Annotated in this window: 20 protein-coding genes; 7 read left to right on the forward strand and 13 right to left on the reverse strand. The window is 59.5% G+C overall.

Going from position 1 to position 25,841, the window contains the following annotated elements:
• Window positions 1-88: 88 nt before the first annotated feature.
• From lysS to PMYSY11_RS16170, 11 genes are all read right to left on the reverse strand, one after another.
• A complete protein-coding gene (gene lysS / locus PMYSY11_RS16120) occupies window positions 89-1,588 on the reverse strand; it encodes a lysine--tRNA ligase (protein ID WP_090508934.1) in 1,500 nt (499 codons plus the stop codon).
• A gap of 212 nt (window positions 1,589-1,800) precedes the next feature.
• Window positions 1,801-2,896 (reverse strand): peptide chain release factor 2 gene (gene prfB, locus PMYSY11_RS16125; protein WP_139134676.1). Its coding sequence is split into 2 segments (ribosomal slippage): window positions 1,801-2,823 and window positions 2,825-2,896, totalling 1,095 coding nucleotides; the frame shifts between segments, so codons are not numbered across the junction.
• Window positions 2,897-2,985: 89 nt separating this feature from the next.
• Window positions 2,986-3,975, reverse strand: coding sequence for a response regulator (locus PMYSY11_RS16130; RefSeq protein ID WP_239655495.1), 990 nt, complete (start codon window positions 3,973-3,975; stop codon window positions 2,986-2,988).
• A gap of 54 nt (window positions 3,976-4,029) precedes the next feature.
• Complete coding sequence (gene cheB, locus PMYSY11_RS16135) at window positions 4,030-5,034, reverse strand: chemotaxis response regulator protein-glutamate methylesterase (protein ID WP_150547429.1); 1,005 nt, start codon at window positions 5,032-5,034, stop codon at window positions 4,030-4,032.
• Complete coding sequence (locus tag PMYSY11_RS16140; protein WP_150547430.1) at window positions 5,031-7,394, reverse strand: hybrid sensor histidine kinase/response regulator; 2,364 nt, start codon at window positions 7,392-7,394, stop codon at window positions 5,031-5,033. The genes cheB and PMYSY11_RS16140 overlap by 4 nt, the downstream gene beginning before the upstream one ends.
• Entirely contained in the window at window positions 7,391-8,065 is a 675-nt protein-coding gene (locus PMYSY11_RS16145; RefSeq protein ID WP_090508937.1) for a chemotaxis protein CheW, read from the reverse strand. The genes PMYSY11_RS16140 and PMYSY11_RS16145 overlap by 4 nt, the downstream gene beginning before the upstream one ends.
• Window positions 8,058-9,326, reverse strand: coding sequence for a CheR family methyltransferase (locus tag PMYSY11_RS16150; RefSeq protein ID WP_150547431.1), 1,269 nt, complete (start codon window positions 9,324-9,326; stop codon window positions 8,058-8,060). The genes PMYSY11_RS16145 and PMYSY11_RS16150 overlap by 8 nt, the downstream gene beginning before the upstream one ends.
• Window positions 9,319-9,843, reverse strand: a complete 525-nt coding sequence (locus tag PMYSY11_RS16155; protein ID WP_275582020.1) for a chemotaxis protein CheW — start codon at window positions 9,841-9,843, stop codon at window positions 9,319-9,321. Before PMYSY11_RS16155 ends, PMYSY11_RS16150 begins: the two co-directional genes overlap by 8 nt.
• A 4-nt stretch (window positions 9,844-9,847) precedes the next feature.
• Window positions 9,848-11,488 carry a methyl-accepting chemotaxis protein gene (locus PMYSY11_RS16160; protein ID WP_150547432.1) on the reverse strand — a complete coding sequence of 547 codons (1,641 nt, stop codon included), beginning with the start codon at window positions 11,486-11,488 and terminating at the stop codon, window positions 9,848-9,850.
• A 137-nt stretch (window positions 11,489-11,625) separates the two neighbouring features.
• Window positions 11,626-13,278 (reverse strand): GMC family oxidoreductase, encoded by a 1,653-nt coding sequence (locus PMYSY11_RS16165; RefSeq protein WP_150547433.1) that lies wholly within the window; start codon window positions 13,276-13,278, stop codon window positions 11,626-11,628.
• A gap of 145 nt (window positions 13,279-13,423) precedes the next feature.
• Window positions 13,424-14,203, reverse strand: a complete 780-nt coding sequence (locus PMYSY11_RS16170) for a tellurite resistance TerB family protein (protein WP_150547434.1) — start codon at window positions 14,201-14,203, stop codon at window positions 13,424-13,426.
• A 227-nt stretch (window positions 14,204-14,430) separates the two neighbouring features.
• On the opposite strand from PMYSY11_RS16170, the gene PMYSY11_RS16175 reads away from it, so the two are divergent.
• The 7 genes from PMYSY11_RS16175 (at window position 14,431) to PMYSY11_RS16205 (ending at window position 22,713) form a co-directional block, all read left to right on the forward strand.
• Window positions 14,431-15,342: a LysR family transcriptional regulator gene (locus PMYSY11_RS16175; RefSeq protein ID WP_069899538.1), complete on the forward strand. Its 912-nt coding sequence runs from the start codon at window positions 14,431-14,433 to the stop codon at window positions 15,340-15,342.
• Window positions 15,343-15,451: 109 nt separating this feature from the next.
• Window positions 15,452-16,918, forward strand: a complete 1,467-nt coding sequence (locus PMYSY11_RS16180; protein WP_150547435.1) for a gamma-aminobutyraldehyde dehydrogenase — start codon at window positions 15,452-15,454, stop codon at window positions 16,916-16,918.
• A 92-nt stretch (window positions 16,919-17,010) separates the two neighbouring features.
• Window positions 17,011-18,162, forward strand: a complete 1,152-nt coding sequence (gene ydcS / locus PMYSY11_RS16185) for a putative ABC transporter substrate-binding protein YdcS (RefSeq protein ID WP_090508942.1) — start codon at window positions 17,011-17,013, stop codon at window positions 18,160-18,162.
• A gap of 270 nt (window positions 18,163-18,432) precedes the next feature.
• Window positions 18,433-19,473 (forward strand): ABC transporter ATP-binding protein, encoded by a 1,041-nt coding sequence (locus PMYSY11_RS16190; RefSeq protein WP_150547436.1) that lies wholly within the window; start codon window positions 18,433-18,435, stop codon window positions 19,471-19,473.
• Window position 19,474: 1 nt separating this feature from the next.
• Window positions 19,475-20,425 carry an ABC transporter permease gene (locus PMYSY11_RS16195; protein ID WP_069899542.1) on the forward strand — a complete coding sequence of 317 codons (951 nt, stop codon included), beginning with the start codon at window positions 19,475-19,477 and terminating at the stop codon, window positions 20,423-20,425.
• Window positions 20,415-21,224, forward strand: a complete 810-nt coding sequence (locus tag PMYSY11_RS16200) for an ABC transporter permease (protein ID WP_090508945.1) — start codon at window positions 20,415-20,417, stop codon at window positions 21,222-21,224. The genes PMYSY11_RS16195 and PMYSY11_RS16200 overlap by 11 nt, the downstream gene beginning before the upstream one ends.
• Before the next feature lie 64 nt (window positions 21,225-21,288).
• The gene (locus tag PMYSY11_RS16205) at window positions 21,289-22,713 is read left to right on the forward strand and encodes a gamma-aminobutyraldehyde dehydrogenase (protein ID WP_150547437.1); all 1,425 of its coding nucleotides are present in this window, start codon (window positions 21,289-21,291) and stop codon (window positions 22,711-22,713) included.
• A 410-nt stretch (window positions 22,714-23,123) separates the two neighbouring features.
• Here PMYSY11_RS16205 and PMYSY11_RS16210 read toward each other — a convergent pair whose 3' ends face one another.
• Together PMYSY11_RS16210 and recJ are read right to left on the reverse strand one after the other, a co-directional pair.
• On the reverse strand, window positions 23,124-23,891 hold the full coding sequence (locus PMYSY11_RS16210; RefSeq protein WP_150547438.1) for a tellurite resistance TerB family protein: 768 nt from the start codon (window positions 23,889-23,891) through the stop codon (window positions 23,124-23,126).
• 226 nt (window positions 23,892-24,117) lie between these two features.
• Complete coding sequence (gene recJ / locus PMYSY11_RS16215) at window positions 24,118-25,833, reverse strand: single-stranded-DNA-specific exonuclease RecJ (protein WP_150547439.1); 1,716 nt, start codon at window positions 25,831-25,833, stop codon at window positions 24,118-24,120.
• Between the last annotated feature and the right edge of the window lie 8 nt (window positions 25,834-25,841).

Raw genomic sequence — 25,841 nt, forward strand, 5'->3', positions numbered from 1 at the left:
AAAAACCGCCAGCGCTGGCGGTTTTTTGTTTTTAGCTTTAATTGCTAATTCGAATAAGCGAGTCAGGCAGAAGACTGCCTGAGGCTGCTTAGCTTTCCGGGCGCATGTGCGGGAACAGAATCACGTCACGGATCGACGGCGCGTCAGTCAACAGCATCACCAGACGGTCGATACCAATGCCCTCGCCCGCAGTTGGCGGCATGCCATATTCGAGCGCACGGACGAAATCGGCATCGTAGTGCATGGCTTCGTCGTCGCCGGCATCCTTATCCGCGACCTGCGCCATGAAGCGCTCAGCCTGATCTTCTGCATCGTTAAGCTCGGAATAGGCGTTGGCGATTTCGCGGCCACCAATGAACAGCTCGAAGCGGTCAGTGACGCTTGGGTCCTGATCGTTACGGCGCGCCAGCGGCGACACTTCGAACGGGTACTGAGTAATGAAGTGCGGTTGCTCCAGCTTGTGCTCGACCAGTTCTTCGAAAATCATCACCTGCAATTTGCCCAGCCCTTCAAAACCGAGCACCTTGGCACCGGCCTTCTTGGCGATTTCACGGGCCACGTCGATGTCCTGCAACTGCTCGGCAGTGACGTCGGTGTACTTGAGGATCGAGTCGAATACCGACATCCGCGCAAACGGCTCGCCAAAGTGGAAAACCTTGCCCTGATACGGCACATCGGTGGTGCCCAGCACCAACTGCGCCAACTCACGGAACAGCTCTTCGGTGAGGTCCATGTTGTCTTCGTAGTCGGCGTACGCCTGATAGAACTCAAGCATGGTGAATTCTGGGTTGTGACGCGTCGAAACACCTTCGTTACGGAAGTTGCGGTTGATCTCGAACACGCGCTCGAAGCCACCAACAACCAGGCGCTTGAGATAAAGCTCAGGCGCAATACGCAGGTACATCGGCATGTCCAGCGCGTTATGGAAAGTCTCGAACGGGGTCGCCGCCGCGCCGCCCGGGATGGTTTGCAGCATGGGCGTTTCAACTTCGAGGAAGTCACGCTCGGCGAGGAACTTGCGAATGTGCGCGATCACCTGCGAACGCACGCGGAAATCCTGACGCACTTCTTCGTTGACGATCAGGTCGACGTAGCGCTGACGATAGCGCTGCTCGGTGTCGGTCAGGCCGTGGTGTTTGTCTGGCAGCGGGCGCAGCGACTTGGTCAGCAGGCGCACATTGCTCATTTCAACGTACAGATCACCTTTGCCGGAGCGTGCCAGCGTGCCTTCAGCGGCAATGATGTCGCCCAGATCCCAGGTTTTAACCGCTGCCAGGGTTTCTTCCGGCAGGGTTTTACGGTTGACGTAAACCTGAATGCGCCCGGTCATGTCCTGCAGCACCATGAAGGCACCACGGTTAAGCATGATGCGACCGGCAACCTTGACCGGAATAGCGGCTTCGGCCAGCTCTTCCTTGGTCTTATCGACGTACTGTTTCTGCAAGTCCGCGCAGTAGCTGTCACGGCGGAAATCGTTCGGGAAGGCATTACCCTGCTGACGCGCGGCGGCAAGTTTTTCCTTGCGCTGGGCAATCAGCTTGTTCTCTTCCTGTTGCAGTTCATTCGTGTCGATGTGTTGGTCGCTCATGGTTTTCGTCTATTCCTGTATTCGTAGGTTCTTGCTGAGCGCAGCGATGCTCAACATCCGGCCAGCCGGCCGGTCTCCTACGCAAATGCAGCGCCGCTCGTTGGACCTAGCACAGCTTAGCCCAACCTACATTGCGTGGTTATTCAGCGCCGGAATTCAGCGCCAAACAGCGAAGTTAGCCGGGATAACCAGCCAACTTCGCCTATGTCGCCTTACAAGCCCTGTTTCAGACTGGCTTCGATGAACTCATCGAGGTCGCCATCAAGCACCGCATCGCAGTTACTGTTCTCGATGTTGGTGCGCAAATCCTTGATCCGCGACTGGTCGAGTACGTAAGAGCGAATCTGGTGGCCCCAGCCGATGTCGGACTTGGAGTCTTCCAGCACTTGTGAGGCTGCGTTGCGTTTCTGCACTTCCTGCTCGTACAGCTTGGCCCGCAACATTTTCATCGCGGTATCTTTGTTCGCATGCTGCGAGCGTTCGTTCTGGCAGCTCACCACGGTATTGGTCGGGACGTGGGTAATACGCACGGCCGAGTCGGTGGTGTTTACGTGCTGACCACCCGCGCCCGAGGAGCGATAGGTGTCGATGCGCAGGTCTGCCGGGTTGATCTCGATTTCGATGTTGTCATCGATTTCTGGCGAGACAAACACCGCAGTGAACGAGGTGTGGCGACGGTTGCCCGAGTCGAACGGACTCTTGCGAACCAGACGGTGAACACCGATTTCGGTGCGCAGCCAGCCAAACGCGTACTCGCCCTTAATGTGCACGGTAGCGCCTTTGATACCGGCAACTTCACCGGCCGACAGCTCCATGATGGTCGCGTCGAAGCCGCGTTTGTCTGCCCAGCGCAAGTACATGCGCAGGAGCATGTTGGCCCAGTCCTGAGCTTCGGTACCGCCGGAACCTGCCTGAATATCCAGGTAGGCGTTGTTGGCGTCCATCTCGCCGCTGAACATGCGGCGGAATTCGAGCTGTTCAAGAATGCCGCGCAGGCGCTCGACTTCAGCGGCCACATCGTCGACAGCCGACTGATCGTCCTCTTCGGCGGCCATTTCTAGCAGATCACGGGAATCTGCCAGGCTGCCGTTAAGGTCATCCAGGGTTTCGACAATCAGGGCCAGTGAGGCGCGTTCACGCCCCAGATTCTGGGCGTATTCGGGATCATTCCAGACGTTCGGGTCTTCGAGCTCTCGGTTAACTTCAACTAGACGATCATGCTTTTGATCGTAGTCAAAGATACCCCCGAATAGTCTGGGTGCGCTCGGACAGGTCCTTGATGCTATTAAGGATCGGGTTGATTTCCATGGCTGGCAGCACTCGCAGGTAAAACGTTCGAAAAGCCGAACATTATACCTGCTCTGTCAACTCACCGACAGCCCGTGAATGCACAAGCCTTAATCGGCGATGCCAACCTGATTGCGACCGCCCGCCTTGGCTTGATAAAGCCCCTGATCGGCCTTCTCGACCAGCCCAACCGGATCTTGCCCTTGCTGCGGGACCATGGTCGCAACGCCAATACTGATGGTTACGTGCGAGCCTTCTGCAGGCATGTTGTGGGCGATATTCAGCTCCTCAACCGCACGTCGCAGCTTCTCGGCCTGCAACCGCGCACCGCCGCTCGAAGTGCCGGGCAGCACCATGACGAACTCTTCGCCGCCATAACGCGCGGCCAAATCACTGGCCCGGCTACAGGCAGCGTCCATGGCCTTGCCGAGCATGCGCAGCACTTCGTCGCCGGCAACATGGCCGAAATGGTCGTTATATTTCTTGAAATAGTCGACATCGATCATCACCAGCGACAACTGGCTGCTCTCGCGCATGGCGCGCTTCCACTCAATGTCCAGGTATTCGTCGAAGTGACGGCGATTGGCCAAGCCGGTAAGGCCGTCCGACTTCATCATGCGTTGCAGCACCAGATTGGCTTCGAGCAACTGCTGCTGGCTTTCGCGCAATGCCCGAAACGCCTCGTCGCGCTGCTGCAGCGCGAGAAAGGAGCGCGAGTGATAACGAATGCGCGCGACCAACTCGATTACATCCGGCAACTTCACCAGATAGTCATTGGCGCCGGCGCTGAACGCGGCGCACTTGATCTGCGGGTCTTCCTTGGTCGACAGCACAATAATCGGCACGTCGCGCAGATTGGGCTCCGCGCGATAGGCCGGCAGCAGGCTCAAGCCATCGACGCCGGGCATCACCAGATCCTGCAGAATCACCGTCGGTTGTATCTGCAGCGCAACGGCCACGGCCTCATGCGGGTCTGAGCAGAAATGAAAATCGATACCGGGCTCGCTGACCAACGCGCGGCGCACGGCCTCCCCGATCATGGCCTGATCATCCACCAGCAGCACCATCACGGCTTGGTTTACCGAGACTGCAGATCGCATACTTCGCCCTTCAAATCACTCATTTAAATGCCATCGAAACAGACGATGGATGGTTTAGCCAAACGCGCGCATCAACCGCGGGGCGATATCGACCAACGGCAAAATTTCATCGGCTGCATCAATCGCGGCAGCCGCCTTGGGCATGCCGTAAACCGCACAGCTCTTTTGGTCCTGAGCGAGGGTGAGAAACCCGCGCTCACGCATGTGTTTCAGCCCTTGCGCGCCATCGCGGCCCATGCCAGTAAGCAATACGCCAACCGCATCGTCGCGCCAATGCTGTGCAAGGCTATCAAAAAAGACATCAATCGACGGCCGGTATATCTGCCCGAGCGGTTCTTCGGCATAAACCAGCCGACCACCCGCCTGCAAACACAGATGATTATTGGTGCCCGCCAGCAGAACTTCACCGTGTTTCGGCGACTCGCCGTCACACACCAACCGCACCGGCATTTGCGACTCACTGCTCAGCCAATGGGCCATGCCCGCCGCGAACTCGGCGTCGACATGCTGCACCAGCACAATGGCTGCATTAAACGTAACCGGCAATTGCTTCAACACTTCCAGCAACGAGGCCGGGCCGCCCGCCGAGGCGCCAATGGCGACCAGACGCTTGTTGTTTTCAGTCGCGCGGGGCTTAGCCTGAATAGTCGCGGCTTTTTTATCCGGTTGGCCAATCACCCAGCTTATGTTGTGCAACTTGCGCAGCAACGTACTGGAATCCAGCCCTTGCGGGCCGCCCAGACTCGGCGTATCCACCACGTCCAGCGCGCCGTGGCCCATGGCCTCAAACACCAGGCCCATATTGCGCTGAATATCGGCGGTGACAATCAGAATCGCGCACGGCGCTTGCGCCATGATCAGCCGCGTCGCCTCGACACCGTTCATGACCGGCATCAGCAGGTCCATCAGCACCACGTCGGGGGTATTTTCCAGGCAGCATTGCAGCGCCTCGCGGCCATCGTGCGCGACCCACACCACCTGATGCCTTGGCTCGTGCGCAAGCGCCCGCCGCAGCGCCTCGACGGCAAGCGGCATGTCATTGACGATCCCTATCTTCATTGCGACGCATCCCCAATCAGTAGCTGCACAGCATCCAGCAGTGCTTCGTCGTGGAAGCTGGCCTTAGCCAGATAATAGTCTGCTCCGGCATCCAGACCGCGCTGGCGATCTTCGGCGCGGTCTTTGTAAGACACCACCATGACCGGCAGAGACTGCAGGCGACTGTCGCGGCGAACCAGCCCGACCAGCTCGATACCGTCCATGCGCGGCATGTCGATATCGGTAATCAGCAGGTCAAACGACTCGGCGCGCAGCGCATTCCAGCCATCCATACCGTCTACGGCTACCGCTACATCATAGCCGCGCGCCAGCAATAATTTGCGCTCCAGCTCACGTACTGTCAGTGAGTCATCGACCACCAGTACACGCTTGCGCGCGGCTGCTCCGGCTTGCCGTTCGCGGCGGTCAACCCGCTGCAAACTGCCGCTACCGAGGAGCTTGCCAATTGAGCTGCACAGGTCTTCTACGTCGAGAATCAGCACCGGTGTGCCGTCATCCAGCAAGGCACCGGCAGACACATCGCGGACCTTGCCCAAGCGCCGGTCAAGCGGCATCACCACCAGCGTGCGCTCGCCAATGAAACGCTCTACCGCCAAGCCGTAAACCTGTTCGCGGTCGCTGAGAATTACCACGGCAATATCCGTTTGCTCGCCGCGTTTATCAGTCTTCTGCAACAGCTGACTGGCAGAAACCAGGCTGACATGGCGGTTTTCATACCAGAAGTGCTGACGCCCTTCGAGCTGCACAATGTCCTCGGGCTGCAAGCGAATCATCCGCTCGATATGCGCCAACGCAATGGCATAGGCTTCGCCGCCGATTTCAACCACCAAGCTGCGCACCACAGAAAGGGTTAACGGCACTTCAATGAAGAACCGACTACCGCCCCCGACCACCTGCTGCATGCGCACCCCGCCGCGCAACTGGCGCACCTCATGCATCACCGCATCCAACCCGACGCCACGCCCCGATACTTCGGTAACGCTTTCGCGCATGCTGAAACCGGGCAGGAACAGGAAGGCCAGCAGCTCATCTTCGCTCATGCGCTCCACGGCATCCTGCGGCGCCAGCTTGCGCGCCACAATCGCCGTGCGCAGCCGCTGCAAGTCAACGCCCGCGCCGTCATCGTGCAGCTCCAGAGCGAGCATGCCAGCGTGATGACGGGCACGCAGCAATAGCCGGCCCTCGGCAGGCTTGCCCTGATTGATGCGCACTTGCGGGTCTTCAATTCCGTGATCCACGGCATTACGCAGCAAGTGTGTCAGTGGCGCTTCCAAGCGCTCCAACACATCGCGGTCGACCTGTGTCGACTCGCCTTCGATATCCAGGCGCACTTGCTTACCGAGCGAGCGGCCCAGATCACGCACCATCCGCGCCTGCCCTTTGAGCACGTCGGCAAAGGGCCGCATGCGCGATTCCAGCGCGGCGTCATAGAGCTGCTGGGTGCGCCGGCTGCCCTGCCAGGCGAAGTCATCGAAGGCTTCCATGTGCTCGGCAAGCATCTGCTGGCTGTCACCGAGCAACTTGCGCACCTCGCCCAGCAACGCCAGCGCGGCAGGATCGAGGTCGCTCTGCTGGGTGCTTTCGCGCAGGTTGTCCAGAGTTTTGCTGGCGGCCGCCTGTGTGCGTTTGAGGCGCATCAATGACTGGCTCAGCGCTGTAGTCTGCTGGAACTCGACCAGCGACTTACCCGACATATCCAGCAGATGATCCAGCCGCGCCGAAGACACCCGCAGCACGCGGCCACGGCCCGTTTCGGCGCCCTCTGCAGGCGCCTCGCCGGTTGCCTCGGCAAGGGTCGATTGCACTGGAGCAGACGCTGGCAGGCTTTCTGCGGTCTTGGCTTGTGCTGGCGTGTGCGCAGTGAAATCCAGCGCATCACGTTCGCTTTTAGGCTCAACGCTTGGCGGCTCGGAATCCGTCGCGGCGGCTGGCTGCGTCGGCATGGCCAAGCCCGGCGAGCCCTGCACAAACAAGGTTTGTAAACGTGCGACCAGCGCGCTGACCGCCTGTGCTTGCTGCTCGGCCGCCGCCTCGCTGACTGGCGTGGCTATCTGCATGAGCATATCGGCGCCTTGCAGCAAGCCATCAATATGCTCGGAAGCGAGCGTTAACAGCCCCTCCTGCGCGGCGACGAAAATGTCTTCCATGGCGTGGGCGATCTTGACGCCGGGATCAAGCCCGACAATCCGCGCCGCGCCCTTGAGTGAGTGGGCGGCGCGCATGCAGGCTTCGAGTTGCCCGGCATGTTGCGGCTCACGCTCCAGCACCAAAAGGCCTGCGCCCAAGAGCTGGGTTTGCGCTTCAGCCTCGAGCTTGAACAACTCCAGCAGGGATGCGTCCCTCATCTGATCCGGGGTCATTGCAGGCTCCTGACCATCGCGTGCTGGAGCAATTGCTCATCCAGCAGGGTAATACTGCGCTCGCGCCACTGCGTGACTCCCTGAGCAAACTGCCCTGCTGTTTGCCCGGCAGCGCGATTGGCCGGCACGATGGCCGCGAGCGGCAAGGGATGAATACCTTCAACCTCATCCACCGGGCTGACCAATACGCCGTCCGCGCCTTGCAAAATCAGCATTCGCGGCACTACCCGGCGCTCGCTGGAAACGCTGCTGGCAGCCTCCAGCCCGAGCAATTCGCTGAGCGACAAACAGGCGACCAGCGCGCCATTGACGTTGGTCACGCCCAGCAGACTGCGTGTGCGCTGATGCGGCAGCGAATGAATCGGGGTTTGCGCAACAACCGCGACCAGACTGCGGGTCGCCAGCCCCAGCCATTCATCGCCAAGCCGGAAAATCAGGGTCGAACGCGTCTCGCCAATGTCATCGGTGTCAGCCTGAGCCGGTTCGTCTTCGTACTGATGCAGCGCGCCGTAGCGATCCAGCAACACCACCGCCGCTTCAGCATAAACCTCGCAGTTGCGGCAATGCACATGTTTGGCCAAGCGCTCACAACTCTTGTCACCGTATACGCCAATGCGCTTCCAGCAGTCGTCAATCACCGGCATTTCACCCACGCCAACGCCCTCATCCATCTTGCTTCACTCCACGACTGGCGCGCTCTTGCAATCGCCGGGCACCGGCCAGATCGCCCTTGGCCGCGAGCAACAGTGCCAGTTGGGCCAACGCCTCACGGTGATGCGGGTCGATGTACAAAACCTTACGGTAATAATTCTGCGCAGCATCGGCCTGGCCAGCGCCGTCGCTGAGCAAGCCCAGCCAGTAGAAAACCCCGGCCGAGCCACCACGCTCTGCCAGCAAACGTTCGCAGGCGGCGCGAGCCTCATCACTGCGGCCGCTGTTGGCGAGCTGCTCGATATTTTTCAGTTCAAGCGCCGCAGCATCGCTCTGATTCGCAGCTGGGCTCGGCGACTTGGCCGGTTCAATCTTGTTCAGGGCCGTTTTTTTGCTGACGGCTGGTCGCGCAATAGGCTGGCGAGAAATCGGCGGGGCAACCGGGACTGGAATCACCGGCGGGCGATAGTTCAGTGCGGGCCTCGCCGGACGCTGGTCACGCTGGAACACGAAACTCAGCGGCACCCCGAGTGCGCGCAAACCATTGCTGCTCATCAGCCCGGCTTCTGCTGGCCCGGTAAACAGCGAGCCGTTTTCATCCAGCAAACCATTGAGTACTTTGAGCGCCTGCTCCTGAGTTGGCCGGTCAAAATAAATCAGCAGGTTGCGGCAAAAAACCATGTCATAGCGCGGCTGCGTCGCCAGCACCGGAGCGGCCAACAGATTCGCGCAACTGAAATTGACCTTGTCGCGCACCTCCGCATTCAACTCAAAGGCGTCGCCGCGTGCGCTGAAATAGCGCCGTTGAAACGTCAGGTAATCGCCACGAAACGCATTGCGTCCGTATACCCCGGCTTTGGCGTGCTGCACGACGCGCTCGCTGATATCAAACGCATCGACACTGAAGCGGGCCTTGTCGATACCAGCATCGAGCAACGCCATCACAATTGAATAGGGTTCCTCGCCGGTCGAACACGGCAAGCTGATGATGCGCAGCGGGCGACTGCCGGCAAGGCTGGCGAGCCGTTCCTGAGCCAGACGCCCGAGCACGGAGAAGGATTCGGGGTAACGGAAAAACCAGGTCTCCGGCACCACAATCGCTTCAATCAAAGCCTGCTGCTCGCGGCTGGAGCCTTGCAGCAATTGCCAGTATGCCGCGCAATCGGCGGCACCCGCTGCACGTTGCCGCTGCTTGATCGCCCGATCCAGAGCGCTGTGGCCGACGGATTCGATATCCATGCCAATGCGCTGATGCAGCCACTGCTGAAATTGCTCAAGCATCGCTGCGCACCTGCGCTGCGTTCTCGCCCAGCAAAAACGCGCGTAAATCTGCGTCGAGCAATTGCTCGACCGTGATTTTTTGCAGCACGCCATCAGCCGCTGGCTGAACCGCACCGAGATACTCAGGCTGCCCGGCCATCGGGCTAGCACTGAACGCGGCATCGTTAATACGCCGGGTTTCACTGACCCGTTCGAGAATCAGCCCCACCGTCAGTAATGGCTCATCAGCGTCTTGCTGCTGGCGGTAGTGCACCAGCACCAGCCGCGTACTGGTGCGCAATTCGGCGGGGCGTGCGAAAGCCCGGGCAGACAGATCGAGCACCGGCAAAACTTGCCCGCGATAGCTGAACAATCCGGCCACCCAGTGCGGCGCCTCGGCGACCTGCTTGAGCGGCGGCAACGGCAGAATGGCGACAATATCCTTCGCGGCCAGTGCGTAGCGGTCGTCACCCATGCGAAACAGCAGGTACAGCGCATCACGCTGCTGCGCTGCAGAACGGGCGCTGCTGCGGTTCACAGGTTTATACCCGGAAACGGCTAACGCCGGTACGCAAGCTGTTGGCGACCTGATTCAACTCATCAATCGCCGAACTGGTCTGGCGCAATGACTCGACTGTCTGGCCGCTGGCCTCGCCCAACTGGGCCAGTGCCTGATTGATTTGATCCGCGCCGGTGGCTTGCGCCTGCATGCCTTCGTTGACCATTTGCACACGCGGCGCCAGCGCCTGAACCTGCTGAATGATCTGCGAGAGTTGCTCGCCAACCTGCGCGACCTCAGAGATTCCTCGTCTGACCTCTTCGGAGAATTTGTCCATGCCCATGACACCGGCCGATACCGCGGACTGAATCTCGCGCACCATCTGCTCGATATCGTAGGTGGCAACGGCGGTCTGGTCGGCCAAACGTCGCACTTCGGTGGCGACCACCGCAAAACCACGGCCATATTCACCGGCCTTTTCCGCCTCAATCGCGGCGTTGAGCGACAGCAAGTTGGTCTGATCGGCAAACTTGACGATAGTGGTAACCACTTGCGTGATATTGCCCGCCTTCTCGTTGAGTATCGCCAGCTTGGCGTTTACCAGATCCGCCGCACCCATGACCTGATGCATGGTGTCTTCCATGCGCGTCAGGCCCAACTGGCCGGAGCCGGCCAACACCGAGGTGTGTTCGGCGGTGCTGGATACTTCACTCATGGTGCGCACCAGATCACGGGAGGTCGCGGTAATCTCCCGCGAAGTCGCGCCGATTTCCGTGGTCGTGGCGGCAGTCTCTGTCACCGTGGCTTGCTGCTGCTTGGAGGTCGCGGCAATTTCGGTCACCGAGGTGGTCATCTGCACGGCCGAGCGCTGAGCCTGAGTCACCAGCCCTTTGAGGGCTTCGCTCATGTTGTTGAAGCCTTCTTCGATGGCGTTGAATTCGTCTTTACGCTGCAAATCCATGCGCACCGACAAATCACCACCGCCCATGATCTTGAGCGTATTGACCACCTGCGCGATTGGCTGGGTAATCGCCCGTAACAACAGGAAGCCACTGACCGCCGCCAACGCAACCGCGAGCAAAACGGCGAGCATCATGCTCAGCTCCAGCTCGGTCACGGACTCGTGGATATCCGCCACCGAGGTAATCGCAACATCGCGGTTAACTTCAACCAGCTTGTTCAACACCTCACGGCCCTGCTGCCAGTCTGCGAGCATCTGGCCGGTACTCAGGGCAAAGGCATCGGCACTGCGACCTTGCTTATGCAACGCCAGCATCTGCTCGTGCAAGCCCAGATACTGTTTGCGCAGCTGTTCGAATTCGGCGATCAGCGTGCGCTCATGCGCCTCGGTGATCGTGGTTTTGTAGATGCTCAGGTCTTGTTCCAGCGCTTGCTCGGTTTTGCTGAACTGCGCCTCGTCCTGATCCAATAACTGCGACTCGGCCACGCCATTGTTCTGCGAGGCAACCAACAATTCCTTGCGGGTCAGCAGCATGTGGTCGACCCAAGAACTGCGTATGCGCGATATCTGATACAGGCCAGGAACGGCGTTATCACGCACCAACTGCGCGCCTCTTTCCACGACTACCAGGCGGTTGTAGGCAACTGCCGCCATGAGCAGCAAGATGGTGATCACAACAGCAAAGCTTGCGATGATGCGCAGCTGAACAGACCAGTTCTTCACAGTATTCCCCGATTCCAAGTTTGCAGGCATGCCTACAGTTTTAGCGCACAAGGCTATGCACGCGACTCTAGAGGCTCGCCCGCTGCCGGGCAAGCGACTAACTGCAATCGCTGCAAACTTATCAGCCGCCCCTCGGTTTAAACGTGGAGTAAGTCTGGCGCATGCACCTTGTTATCGGCCGCACTCGCCTGCTGCTGAAGAATTAGTTCAGAGGCCTTCTCGGCAATCATCACCACCGGCGAGCAGGTGTTGCCTGAGATGATCGTCGGCATGATTGACGCATCGGCGATGCGCAGGCCGCGAATACCGTGCACACGCAACTGCGCATCCACCACTGCGGCGGCATCGTTGCCCATCTTGCAGGTGCCTACAGGGTGGAAAATGGTCGTGCCGATTTCGCCGGCCGCGCGCTGCAAATCAGCTTGAGACTGATACGCAGGGCCCGGTTTGTATTCACGCGGCTCATAAGCTGCCAAGGCCGGCGATGCGACAATTTTTCGGGTCAACCGTATCGCATCGGCAGCCACCTGCAAGTCGCGCTCGTCACTGAGGTAGTTGGGCGCAATAAGCGGCGCAGCAGCCGGATTAATCGAATTGATCTGCACCTGCCCACGGCTGTGCGGGCGCAGGTTGCAGACCGAGGCGGTGAATGCGGGAAACTCATGCAGCGGATCGCCAAAACGCTCCAGCGAAAGCGGCTGTACGTGATACTGCAAGTTTGCCGTGGCGTGTTCCGGGCTGGAGCGGGCAAATGCGCCGAGCTGGCTGGGCGCCATCGACAAAGGCCCGCTGCGCTTAAGCATATATTCAAGGCCCATGCCCATTTTGCCCCACAGGCTGGCGGCGATCTGATTAAGGGTTTTAACCCCGCTGACCTTGTAGATAAGCCGCAATTGCAGATGGTCCTGCAGATTGGCGCCAACCCCGGGCAATTCATGGCGCACGCCGATGCCGAGTTTTTCCAGCAATGGCCGCGGACCAATGCCCGAGCGTTGCAGCAATGCCGGGGTGCCGATAGCGCCTGCACACAGAATGACTTCACGGTTGGCGCGCACAGTCACTGGCTGGCCCTGATAAATCAGCCGCAATCCTTCGGCCCGGTCATCCTTGAGCTCGACCCGGTCAACCAGCGTGTCGGTTATTACCTGCAGATTAGGCCGCTGTTTAATGTCACGCAGAAAAGCCTTGGCCGCATTCCAGCGCACGCCGCCCGACTGATTAACCTGAAAATAGCTGCAACCAAAGTTATCGCCGGTGTTGAAATCAGCAACGCTGGGAATACCGTACTGCGCGGCGCCCTCGCGAAACGCTTCAAGAATCTGCCAGGTCAGGCGCTGCTCAGAAACCTTCCACTCGCCCTTGCCGCCGTGCATATCACTGTCACCGGCAAAGTGGTTCTCACAGCGTTTGAACAACGGCAATACATCGTTCCAGGCCCAGCCCGGATTACCCTGCGCGGCCCAACCGTCGTAATCCGCCGATTGCCCGCGCATGTAGATCATGCCGTTGATTGAGCTGCTGCCGCCAAGCACCCGCCCTCGCGGATACTTCAGCGAACGGCCATTTAGGCCCGGCTCACTGGCCGTTTCAAAACACCAGTCGGTACGCGGATTACCGATGCAATACAGATATCCGACAGGGATATGAATCCACGGGTAGTTATCCCGCCCACCCGCTTCGATCAGCAACACCCGAACAGCCGGATCGGCCGACAGCCTGTTAGCCAGCAAACAACCCGCAGGGCCGGCGCCGACAATCAGGTAATCATAACGATCAAGAAGTGGTTGCATGTGCGCCTCGCGGTCGGATCATGGGAGTGATGACCCGCAGACTAACGCGCGCGCAGAAGGAACGACATACGCCATAGGTTGCAGACATAAGCCAACATTCAGCCTGTCGCACACACTGGCAACCGGCTGAATATTGGTCTGGGTATCAAGCGTTGATCTGCTCCTCAAGATGCGCCTGCAAGCCGGGTTCTATCCCCAGGTGCTGCGCCAACTGATCCAGATAAACCCGCTCGCCACCCTCCTGACGCCCCACCAGCAAGGCGCTGGCCAAGTACATCTCCGCGGCCATTTCCGGGGTTTTCGCCGCAATCGCAACGTCTGCCGGATTCAGCGGGCGACGCACCTCAGCATCCAGCCACGCCTGCAGGCCGGGGTCATCCGCGAGCTTGTGAATCTCGGCGTAAATCAGCTTCTTCTCCTGCTCATCAATTCGCCCGTCTGCCTTGGAGGCGGCAATCAGCGCCCGCAACACCGCATTGCTGCGTTCCTCAAGTTCAGGGCCAGCCGAAGGTCCGGCCAGCAATTCTTCGGATTGCGGCGCATTAACGAACGCATTGCGGGTAGCCGTCTGCGCGCCGGAATCCTGATTACGTTGCCAGGCGCTGTAGGCTTGAAACGCCAGCATGCCCAGCGTTGCCAGGCCACTGTAGTTAATCCCGCCGCCTGAGCCCTGTTGCCGGCCACCGGCTTGAGTTGGCGCTGCGGAGGACTGCCCACCGCCGAGCAAACCGCCCAGCAGCCCGCCTAAACCACCCATGCCGCCGGATGCTCCAGAGTTCTGGCCGCCGCCACCCAATAAACCGCCCAACGCCCCACCCAGCGCGCCGCCAAGACCGCCCATACCTGAGGTGCTTTGGCGACCGCCACCGCCCTGCCCAGAGAGCCCGGACTTGAGTAACTGCTCAAGTAAATCACTGGTGTTCATTGATGCCTCCTTCGGCAGATCCAGCCGATTCAGGCTATTGAAGATAGCCCAAGCCCGGATTCACGCGATGGCGTCCGCCAAACGGCGGGATCACGCCGGCTCGAACGGCTTAAGCAGTTGCCACATCAAGGTATAAAACAGCCATCGACCTATCTAAATAATCGAAAGTAGCGCTACATTATTGTAAATTCAGCTTAAACCGCAGCCAAAAGCAGCCCTAAAACACCATGATGACCCTGCGCCAGATTCGCCACTTCATCGCCGTCGCCGAAACCGGCTCGATCTCCGCCGCCGCTCAGGCTGTGTTTATTTCGCAATCGACCCTGACTCTGGCGATTCAGCAACTGGAAGAAGAAATCGGCGTGAGCCTGTTCAACCGACACGCCAAAGGCATGTCACTGACCCATCAAGGCCATCAGTTTCTGAGGCAGGCGCACTTGATTCTGGCCACTGTGGATAATGCCAAGCGCAGCCTGCAACAAAGCACCGACACCGTTGCCGGCAGCCTGACAATCGGCGTAACCAGCCTGGTTGCCGGTTACTACCTGGCCGACCTGCTCACCCGCTTTCAACGCGCCTACCCCAACGTTGAGATCCGCGTACTTGAAGATGAGCGTCCTTATATTGAGCACCTGCTGGTCAGCGGCGAGATCGACGTCGGCGTGCTGATTTTGTCCAACCTCGAAGACCGCCACGCCCTGCAAACAGAAGTACTCACTCACTCGCCACTGCGCTTATGGTTGCCACCGCAGCACGCTTTGCTGGAACTCGACAGCATCAGCCTGGCCGACATCGTTAGCGAGCCGTTAATTCAGATGAATGTCGATGAAATGGGCCTCAACGCCCAGCGCATCTGGAGTGGTGCCGGCCTGCAACCCAACATCACCCTGCGCACCGGCTCGACCGAAGCGGTGCGAAGTCTGGTGGCTGCCGGCCTTGGCATATCCATCCAGCCAGACATGACGTATCGCCCATGGTCGCTGGAGGGCGACATTATCGAGGCGCGCTCGGTGGTCGACCTGACCCAGACCCTCGATGTGGGCCTGGCCTGGCGCCGCGGCACGGCGCGCCCCGCGCTGGTTGACCCGTTTCTGACCGTAGCCCGCGAGCTGCCAACCGGGCGCAAGCCATCTATTTAATCGAACACCACCTTCAGTATTAAGAAATTGTAGGCACCGATCAGGCCATCTAGTCTCTATCGCACTATAAGAACTGCGCTATCCGCGCAAACAATAGAGCACAGAAACTATGGCAAGCTCCGCCACCCTGACTCCGCTAAGCCATCACCTGCTGATCAACGGTGAACTGGTGCTTGGCAGCGGCGCGCCGGAAACCGTGCTCAATCCGGCAACCGGCGAAACCCTCGCGCATGTTCACGAAGCCTCTGCCGAACAGGTTGAAGCCGCTATCGTCGCGGCTCATGAAGCCTGCTCAAGTTGGTCGCGCACCACACCGCAACAGCGCTCGGTTTGCTTGCTGGCAATTGCCGATGTAATCGAGCGCAACGCCGATTCGCTCGCCCGCCTCGAAGCCCTCAACTGTGGCAAGCCCCTGCATCTGGCTCGTCAGGATGACCTGAGTGCGGCAGTGGATGTCTTCCGTTTCTTTGCCGGCGCAGTGCGCTGCCAAAGTGGTCAGTTGTCTGGTGAATATATTCCCGGCTACACCAGCATGGTGCGCCGTGATCCGATTGGCGTGATCGCCTCGATTGCGCCATGGAATTACCCGCTGATGATGGCCGCGTGGAAAATCGCTCCGGCATTGGCCGCAGGCAACACCCTGGTTTTCAAACCGTCCGAACACACCCCGCTGTCGATTCTGGCGCTGGCGCCGATGCTCAACACAGTTCTGCCAGCAGGCGTGCTGAATATTGTCTGTGGCGGCGGCGAAGGCGTTGGCAGCCACTTGGTTGGCCATGCCAAAGTGCGCATGGTCTCGCTCACCGGCGACATCGTTACCGGGCAGAAAATCCTCCAGACCGCTGCCAAGACGCTCAAACGCACTCATCTTGAACTGGGCGGCAAAGCGCCGGTGATTGTCTGCAACGACGCCGATCTGCAAGCCGTAATCGAAGGCGTGCGCAGCTACGGCTATTACAACGCCGGGCAGGACTGCACAGCTGCCTGCCGCATCTACGCACAAGCCGGTATTCATGATCGCCTGGTCGCTGAACTGGGTGACGCGGTCAGCAGCCTGCGCTTTGCCCGCAAACGTGATGAAGACAACGAACTCGGCCCGCTGATCAGCGCGCGCCAACGCGACCGCGTGGCCAGCTTTGTAGAGCGCGCGCTCGGCCAGCCGCACATCGAGCGCGTCACAGGCGCAGCCGTGCACTCCGGCCCCGGTTTCTATTACCAGCCAACCTTGCTGGCGGGCTGTCGGCAGAACGATGAAATCGTCCAGCGCGAAGTGTTCGGGCCAGTCGTCACGGTGACCCGCTTTGACCAGCTTGAGCAGGCGGTGGACTGGGCAAACGACTCCGAATACGGCCTTGCCTCTTCGGTGTGGACACAGAATCTGGACAAGGCCATGCAGGTGGCCGCGCGCCTGCAATACGGCTGCACCTGGATCAACAGCCACTTCATGCTCGCCAGCGAAATGCCCCACGGCGGCATGAAGCGCTCCGGTTACGGCAAGGATTTATCAAGTGACTCTCTGCAGGACTACAGCGTGGTACGCCACATCATGGCGCGCCACGGCAACGCCCTGGATTGAACAGACATAACAATTGATGAAGTCGCCCATAAGGGCACCTGTTGCACGACGTTTAACTGCCCCGACCTAACAATAGAAAAGAGGGAACCCCGATGATCGTGAAAAAAACTCTGCTCCTCAGCGCACTCTCAACTGCGCTGCTGGCCGCCGGTAGCGTCAACGCTGCAGAAGCGCTGCAGTCGATCGGCAAAGGCGAAGGCCAACTGGATATCATCGCCTGGCCTGGCTATATCGAGCGTGGCGAAACCGACAAAGGCTATGACTGGGTTACCGGCTTCGAGAAGCAGACCGGTTGCATGGTCAATGTTAAAACCGCCGCCACCTCGGATGAAATGGTCAGCCTTATGGCCAAGGGCGGCTACGATCTGGTCACGGCATCGGGTGACGCCTCCTTGCGTTTGGTCGCGGGCAAGCGCGTACAGCCGATCAACACCGCATTGATCGCCAACTGGAAGAACGTCGACAAGCGTCTGCAAGATGCACCGTGGCACACCGTTAACGGCACGCATTACGGCACCCCGTATCAGTGGGGTCCGAACGTTCTGATGTACAACGCCGAGCTGTTCAAGCAAGCGCCGACCAGCTGGAGCGTCGTGTTCAAGGAAACCACCCTGCCCGACGGCAAGAGCAACAAAGGCCGCGTGCAAGCTTATGACGGCCCGATCTACATCGCCGACGCCGCGCTGTACCTGAAAACCGCGCAACCGGAATTGGGCATCAAAGACCCGTACCTGCTCGACGAGAAACAGTACGCCGCCGTGCTTGATTTGCTGCGCCAGCAACACGAACTGATCCACCGCTACTGGCATGACGCAACCGTGCAAATGAGCGACTTCAAAAACGAAGGCGTGATGGCGTCCGGTTCCTGGCCGTATCAGGTCAACGCGCTGCAACTTGAAAAGCAGCCGATTGCCTCGACCGTACCGGCTGAAGGCGCCACCGGCTGGGCCGACACCACCATGCTGCACGCCGATGCCAAGCATCCATCGTGCGCCTATCAGTGGATGAACTGGTCGCTGGACAACAAGGTTCAGGGCGACGTCGCGGCCTGGTTTGGCTCGCTGCCTGCCGTTCCGGCGGCGTGTGAAGGCAACGAACTGCTCGGCGCCGAGGGCTGCAAAACCAACGGTTTCGACAACTTCGACAAGATTGCCTTCTGGAAAACCCCACAGTCCGAAGGCGGCAAGTACGTGCCCTACAGCCGCTGGACTCAGGACTACATCGCCATCATGGGCGGCCGGTAACTCTCACCTCGCGCTGATTGCGCGATCCGTGGGCGGCGTTGTGTGAACGCACAACGCTCGCCTGGCGGGTGGTTAGCGTGGCGTCGTGCTGCGCCATGAACCGATCGCTCAGTGCTGTTTTTGAGTTGACTGAACTGGGGCAAACCACACGCCCACTGGGTAATTTTTTTGCGTAGCTAGACAGCTTTAGATCCATCGGCGCCGACGTTCTGTGTCGGCAAGCCTGAACGATGGCGTGGATGGATTATTTTTCTCCTGGAGTTTTTTGACATGACCCTTGCAGTGCAATTCACCGATGTGTCCCGCGTATTCGGCGACGTAAGAGCCGTAGACCGGGTGTCCATCGACATCCAGGACGGAGAATTCTTTTCCATGCTGGGCCCTTCCGGCTCTGGCAAAACCACCTGTTTGCGCCTGATCGCCGGATTTGAACACCCGAGCGCCGGCTCAATTCGAATTCACGGGGTCGAGGCCGTTGGTCTCGCGCCGTACCAGCGTGACGTTAATACCGTGTTCCAGGACTACGCCCTGTTCCCGCACATGAACGTGCGCGACAACGTGGCCTACGGTTTGAAGGTTAAGGGCGTGGGCAGGTCCGAACGCCTCAACCGTGCCGAAGAGGCACTGGGCATGGTCGCCCTCGCCGGTTATGGCGATCGTAAACCGGCGCAGCTTTCGGGTGGCCAGCGCCAGCGTGTGGCATTGGCCCGCGCGCTGGTCAACCGCCCGCGCGTGCTGCTCCTCGATGAGCCACTCGGCGCACTCGATTTGAAGCTGCGTGAACAAATGCAGGGCGAACTGAAGAAGCTTCAGCGCCAACTGGGTATTACCTTCATCTTCGTCACCCACGACCAGACCGAAGCCCTGTCGATGTCGGACCGAGTGGCGGTGTTCAACAAAGGCCGGATCGAGCAGGTCGACACCCCGCGCAATCTTTACATGAAGCCGGCCACACCGTTTGTGGCCGAGTTCGTCGGCACCTCGAATGTGCTGCGCGGTGAAATCGCCCAGCGCCTGACTGGCAGCGCGCAGCCGTTCTCGATTCGCCCGGAACATATTCAATTTGCCGAAGGCGCCGCCTCCAGCGAGCACGTCGAACTCAGCGGCGTACTCCACGATATTCAGTATCAGGGCGCGGCCACGCGATTCGAACTGAAGCTCGATAACGGCGAGAACCTCAGCATCAGCCAGGCCAACTCGCAGTGGGGAACTCAGGCACAGGCGCTTACACTGGGCCAGCAAGTGACTGCGCGCTGGCCACGGGAAGCGATGGTCACGCTGCATGACAACGCCGCAACAGAGGCTCGTTGACATGCAAATTTCAACTCCGATCGCGGTAACCGAGCAACGCCAAGGCGTGATGAATCGTCTGTCGAGCCTGCTCTACCGCAAGCCCAACCTGTATCTGTCGATGCTGCTGATTCCGCCGCTGGTGTGGTTCGGCGCAATTTACTTGGGCTCGTTGCTCAACCTGCTCTGGCAAGGCGTTTACACCTTCGACGACTTCAGCATGACGGTGCTGCCGGAACTGACCACGGCCAACTTCACGGCGCTGTTCCAGCCGGCCAACTTCGACATCATCGTGCGCACGGTGAGCATGGCCATTGCCGTTTCGATTGGCAGCGCTCTCATCGCATTCCCGATTGCCTATTACATGGCGCGCTACACCACCGGCAAAACCAAGGCGTTTTTCTACATCGCGGTGATGATGCCAATGTGGGCCAGTTACATCGTCAAGGCCTACGCCTGGACCTTGCTTCTGGCCAAAGGCGGCGTGGCGCAGTGGTTCGTTGAGCACATGGGCCTGACTCCGCTGCTGCAATTCATTCTGGGCATTCCCGGCGTGGGCGGCAGCACGTTGTCGACATCGCATCTGGGCCGCTTCTTCGTGTTTATCTACATCTGGCTGCCGTTCATGATTTTGCCGATTCAGGCTGCACTGGAACGCTTGCCGCCTTCCTTGCTGCAAGCCTCCAGCGACCTCGGTGCACGGCCCTGGCAGACGTTTGTGCAGGTGATCTTGCCGCTGTCGATTCCGGGCATTGCGGCGGGTTCGATCTTCACTTTCTCACTGACCCTGGGCGACTTCATCGTGCCGCAACTGATCGGCCCGCCCGGCTACTTCATCGGCAGCATGGTCTACGCCCAGCAAGGCGCGATCGGCAATATGCCGATGGCCGCCGCCTTCACCCTGGTGCCGATTGTGTTAATCGCCATTTATTTGTCTGTCGTCAAACGTCTGGGGGCCTTCGATGCACTCTGAAAAAGCTTCGCTGGGCCTGAAGATCGCCGCATGGGGCGGGCTGGTATTCCTGCACTTCCCGATCTTCATCATCTTTTTGTACGCCTTCAACACCGAAGACGCGGCCTTCAGTTTTCCGCCGCAAGGCTTCACTCTGGATTGGTTCAGCGTGGCGTTTGCGCGGGAGGATGTACTTGAGTCGATCAAGCTGTCGCTGCAAATCGCCAGCATCGCCACGCTGATCGCCATGGTGCTCGGCACACTGGCGGCAGCGGCGCTGTATCGGCGCGACTTCTTCGGCAAAGAGAGCATTTCGATGCTGCTGATTCTGCCAATCGCCCTGCCCGGCATTATTACCGGCCTGGCCTTGCTGGCAGCCTTCAAGCGCTTCGGTATCGAGCCGGGAGTTATGACCATCGTGATCGGCCACGCAACGTTCTGTGTGGTGATCGTCTACAACAACGTCATCGCCCGCTTTCGTCGCACCTCGCACAGCCTGATCGAAGCCAGCATGGACCTCGGTGCAGATGGCTGGCAGACCTTCCGCTACATCATTCTGCCCAACCTCAGCTCGGCACTGCTGGCCGGCGGCATGCTCGCGTTTGCCCTGTCGTTCGATGAAATTATCGTCACCACCTTTACCGCCGGCCACGAACGGACACTGCCGCTGTGGCTGCTCAACCAACTGAGCCGCCCACGCGATGTGCCGGTGACCAACGTCGTCGCCATGATGGTGATGCTGGTGACTATGGTGCCGATTCTGGGTGCGTATTACCTGACCAAGAGCAGCGAAAGCGTCGCGGGTAGCGGCGGCAAATAACTGATTCAAACCACTGCGTGCGCGTGACACGCAGCTAATAAATTCCGACAAGAGGATTGCACAGATGCAAAGCAAAATGCTCATCAACGGCCAACTCGTTAACGGCGAAGGCACCAGCCAGCCAGTGCTCAACCCGTCTCTTGGAACGGCACTGCTGCACATCAACGAGGCCAGCAGCGAGCAGGTCGATGCCGCCGTTCAAGCCGCCGATGCGGCGTTTGAAAGCTGGTCGCAAACCGCGCCAAAAGATCGCTCCCTGTTGTTGCTACGCCTGGCTGATGCCATCGAAGCGCAGGCGGAAACCTTCGCCAAGCTCGAATCCGACAACTGCGGCAAGCCATACGCGGCCGCGCTGGGCGATGAAATCCCGGCCATTGCCGACGTATTCCGCTTCTTCGCCGGTGCCAGTCGCTGCCTTAATGGCTCGGCAGCGGGCGAATACCTGCCGGGGCACACCTCGATGATCCGCCGCGACCCGATTGGCGTGGTGGCTTCGATTGCGCCGTGGAACTACCCGCTGATGATGGTCGCGTGGAAAATCGCTCCGGCACTCGCCGCGGGCAATACCGTGGTGCTCAAGCCTTCCGAGCAAACACCACTGACCGCCCTGAAACTGGGCGAATTGCTGGCTGAAATCTTCCCCGCCGGCGTGGTCAACATCGTCTTCGGCCGCGGCCCTTCCGTGGGCCAGCCGCTGACTACGCACAGCAAAGTACGCATGGTCTCGCTCACAGGTTCGGTGGCCACGGGCTCGAACATTATCTCCAGCACCGCCGACACCGTTAAGCGCATGCACATGGAGTTGGGCGGCAAGGCGCCGGTGCTGATTTTCGACGACGCCGACATCGACGCCGCCGTTGAGGGCATCCGCAGTTTCGGCTTCTATAACGCCGGACAAGACTGCACCGCCGCCTGCCGAATCTATGCACAGAAAGGTATTTACCAGAAATTCGTCAAAGCCCTCGGCGAGGCCGTGAGCAGCATCAAGTATGGCCTGCAAGATGACCCGGAAACCGAGCTTGGCCCGCTGATTACTGCCGAGCATCGTGATCGCGTTGATGGTTTTGTTCAGCGCGCAGCAGCTCAGCCGCATATCAGCGTGGTGACGGGCGGTAAAAAGGTTGCGGGCGATGGTTTCTTCTTTGAGCCGACGGTACTCGCCGGCGCACGCCAGGACGACGAAATCGTCCAGCGCGAAGTGTTTGGGCCTGTGGTCTCAGTCACAGAGTTTGAAGACGAAGCCCAAGCGCTGGAGTGGGCCAACGACTCCGATTACGGCCTGGCTTCTTCGGTGTGGACTCAAGATGTCGGGCGCGCACACCGCCTGGCTGCACGTTTGCAATATGGCTGCACCTGGGTAAATACGCACTTCATGCTGGTGAGCGAAATGCCGCACGGCGGGCAGAAGCTATCGGGTTACGGCAAGGACATGTCCATGTACGGGCTCGAGGATTACACAGCGGTGCGCCACATCATGTTCAAACATTGATTTGAGCGTGGCTCGCTTGACTGGCGGGTGTTGTGAAACGGCTCGAAGTGCTCACGTACTTATGTACGCTCCGCCGCTTCTCCCCATTCCACGCCTACGCCAGCCTGCCCGAGCCGCACTCAAATGAACGGGTGTGGAGGGCGAAAAGCGTAAAGCTGGGGGCGAAGAGCGAGCGAAGAAGCGAGAGCGGGTGTTGTGAGGCGGGGGCGAAGAGCAAAGAGCTTGTTGTGAAGCGGGGCGAAGTGCTGCGTACGTATGTACGCTGCACTTCGCCCCGTTAAAACCTATATACCCGACGGAGGATGGATAAACCGAAGGTTAATCCGTCATAACAATCTCACGGGTAAACACGCTGGCACTTGATTCAAACCAACAACCAATCGCTCACCGGATAAACGTCAAAGCGTCGCTTACTGAGCGCCCAACTCAACGCGCACCTGTTTCTCAAGCTCGGTTTGCAGCGCCGGATCGAGCTTGAGTTGCTTGGCCAGTTCCTGCAGGTAAGCGCGCTCCATGAAGTGTTCTTCATCCACCATCAACACGCTGGCGATGTACATTTCTGCGGCCATCTCCGGGGTGGTTGCGGCGCGTGCGACTTCGGCGGGATCTAGCGGTTTGTTCAGTTCGGCTTCAAGCCAGTGTTGCAACTCGGCATCCTGCACCAGCTTGCCCAGTTCGCCTTCAATCAATTGACGCTCACGCGCATCAACGTGGCCATCAGCTTTGGCCGCCGCTACCAATGCCCTGAGTATTGCCTGACTGTGTTGTTCAACCTGCGGAGCAGGCAGGCGGTCGAGTGTTTGCGGCTCTTGCTGAACACTGCCGGCTTGCTGCGCTTGCCAGTTGCCGTAAGCCTTGTACGCCACCACGCCCAACGCCGCAAGGCCGCCGTACGTCAGGGCCTTGCCGCCGATTTTGCGGGCTTTCTTGCTGCCCATTAACAAGCCCATTGCACCCGCAGCTAACGCACCACCGCTGGCACCGGAAAGCAGGCTGCCGAGGTTGCTTGAGCCGCCGCCTTTGCCGCCCATTACGCTGCCGAGCAAATCGCTGATGCCGCCACCGCTGCTTTGGGCATTGGCGCTATTGGCATTGCTGTTGGAGGAATTGCGCGAGGGTTGCTGCAACATATCCTGACCAGACTTGAGCAGTTGGTCGAGCAAACTACGGGTATTCATGGTCATCTCCAGAGGATTGATTGCGATCCTTAACAGACCCCAATTTACCCGCCGCAGTTGCGCAAACCACGCGTCAGAGTGCATCCAGATATTTCGGAAATTTCCTACAACCCCTCAAACACGGAGGATGGATAGCGCCAAGGCGCAATCCGTCACGGCGCCCCGCGCCCAAACCCTCTAATTCAAAACACAACTCTGAAGGCTGAACGCGGCATGACTCGAACCGTTAACGCGCCGAAAAATGCGCCACCATCAGCTGCACGGTCTCGTTACCTTTGTATTCGTTGACGTCGAGTTTGTAGGCCAACTCGACCCAGCGCACCGTTGGATTGGGCCATTGCTCGCGGTCGATATTGAATGCGATGGCATCCAAGGTTTGGCCGCCGCATTCGGTTTTCAAAACCATTTTCAGGTGTCGTTCACCCACCAGACGCTGTTGGACGACCTGGAAAATGCCGTGAAATAACGGCTCGGGGAAATGCTGGCCCCACGGCCCGGCGTTACGCAATGCACGCGCCAGTTCCAGGTTGTATTCCTCGATCGACAAGGTGCCATCGGAAAGCAGTCGGCCAGTCAGATCATCCTCGACCATCTGGCGGCGCACTTCCTGATCGAACGCCTCGGCAAAGGCCGGGAAGTTGATGGATGGCAGTGACAAACCCGCCGCCATCGCGTGCCCACCAAATTTGCTGATTAGCCCCGGATGCTTGGCGGCGACGGCGTCCAGCGCATCGCGAATATGAAAGCCCGGCACCGAACGCGCCGAACCTTTAAGCACGCCGTCACCGGCATCGGCAAAGGCGATGGTTGGGCGGTGGTAACGCTCTTTCAGGCGCGAGGCAAGAATGCCGATCACGCCCTGATGCCAATCGGCCTCGAACAAGCACAGACCAAACGGCATATCGGCGACTGGCAAATCCTTGAGCTGCGCCAGCGCTTCACGCTGCATGCCCTGCTCAATAGCTTTGCGATCCTGATTGAGCTGGTCGAGTTCAACCGCCATGTCTCGGGCCAGCGCTTCGTCGTCGCAGAGCAGGCATTCAATGCCCAGACTCATATCATCCAGACGTCCCGCCGCATTCAGACGCGGGCCGAGAATAAAGCCCAGATCGGTTGAGGTGATGCGCCCATGGTGACGCCCGGCCACCTCTAAAATTGCGCGCAGACCCGGTCGTGCACGGCCAGCGCGAATCCGCGCCAAACCTTGATGAACCAGAATCCGGTTGTTGGCATCCAGCGGCACCACGTCCGCCACGCTGCCGAGCGCGACCAAATCCAGCAACTCGGCAAGGTTCGGCTCGGCCAGCCCCTGCTGGGCAAACCAGCCAATTTCACGCAGCCGCGCGCGCAGCGCCAGCAGCACGTAAAACATCACCCCGACGCCCGCCAGCGCTTTGCTCGGGAAACTGCAATCCGGCTGGTTGGGGTTAACGATGGCATCCGCCGCTGGCAGTTCCGGGCCGGGCAGGTGGTGATCAGTCACCAACACTTTCAGGCCGGCGGCCTTGGCTGCTGCAACGCCTTCAACGCTGGAAATGCCGTTATCCACCGTCATTAACAACTGTGGCTGAGAGCTCAAGGCCACCGCGACAATTTCCGGGGTCAGGCCGTAGCCGAACTCGAATCGGTTGGGCACCAGATATTCAACATGCGCTGCGCCTAGCAGGCGTAAACCGAGCACACCGACGGTGCTGGCTGTTGCGCCATCGGCGTCAAAATCACCGACGATCAAAATCCGCTCGCGCTGCTGCAAAGCGCTCACCAGCAACTCGACGGCTGCATCCATGCCCTTCAATTGTTGATACGGAATCAGCCGCGCCAGCCCCTTGTCCAACTCTTCGACCGATTGCACCCCACGGGCGGCATACAAGCGAGTCAGTAACGGCGGCAGAGCGCCCAGATTCGGCAGAATCTGTGGCAATGGACGAGGTTCAATACGCATAAATCAAA

It is taken from the genome of Pseudomonas marincola (assembly GCF_900682675.2).
GTDB lineage: Bacteria > Pseudomonadota > Gammaproteobacteria > Pseudomonadales > Pseudomonadaceae > Aquipseudomonas > Aquipseudomonas marincola.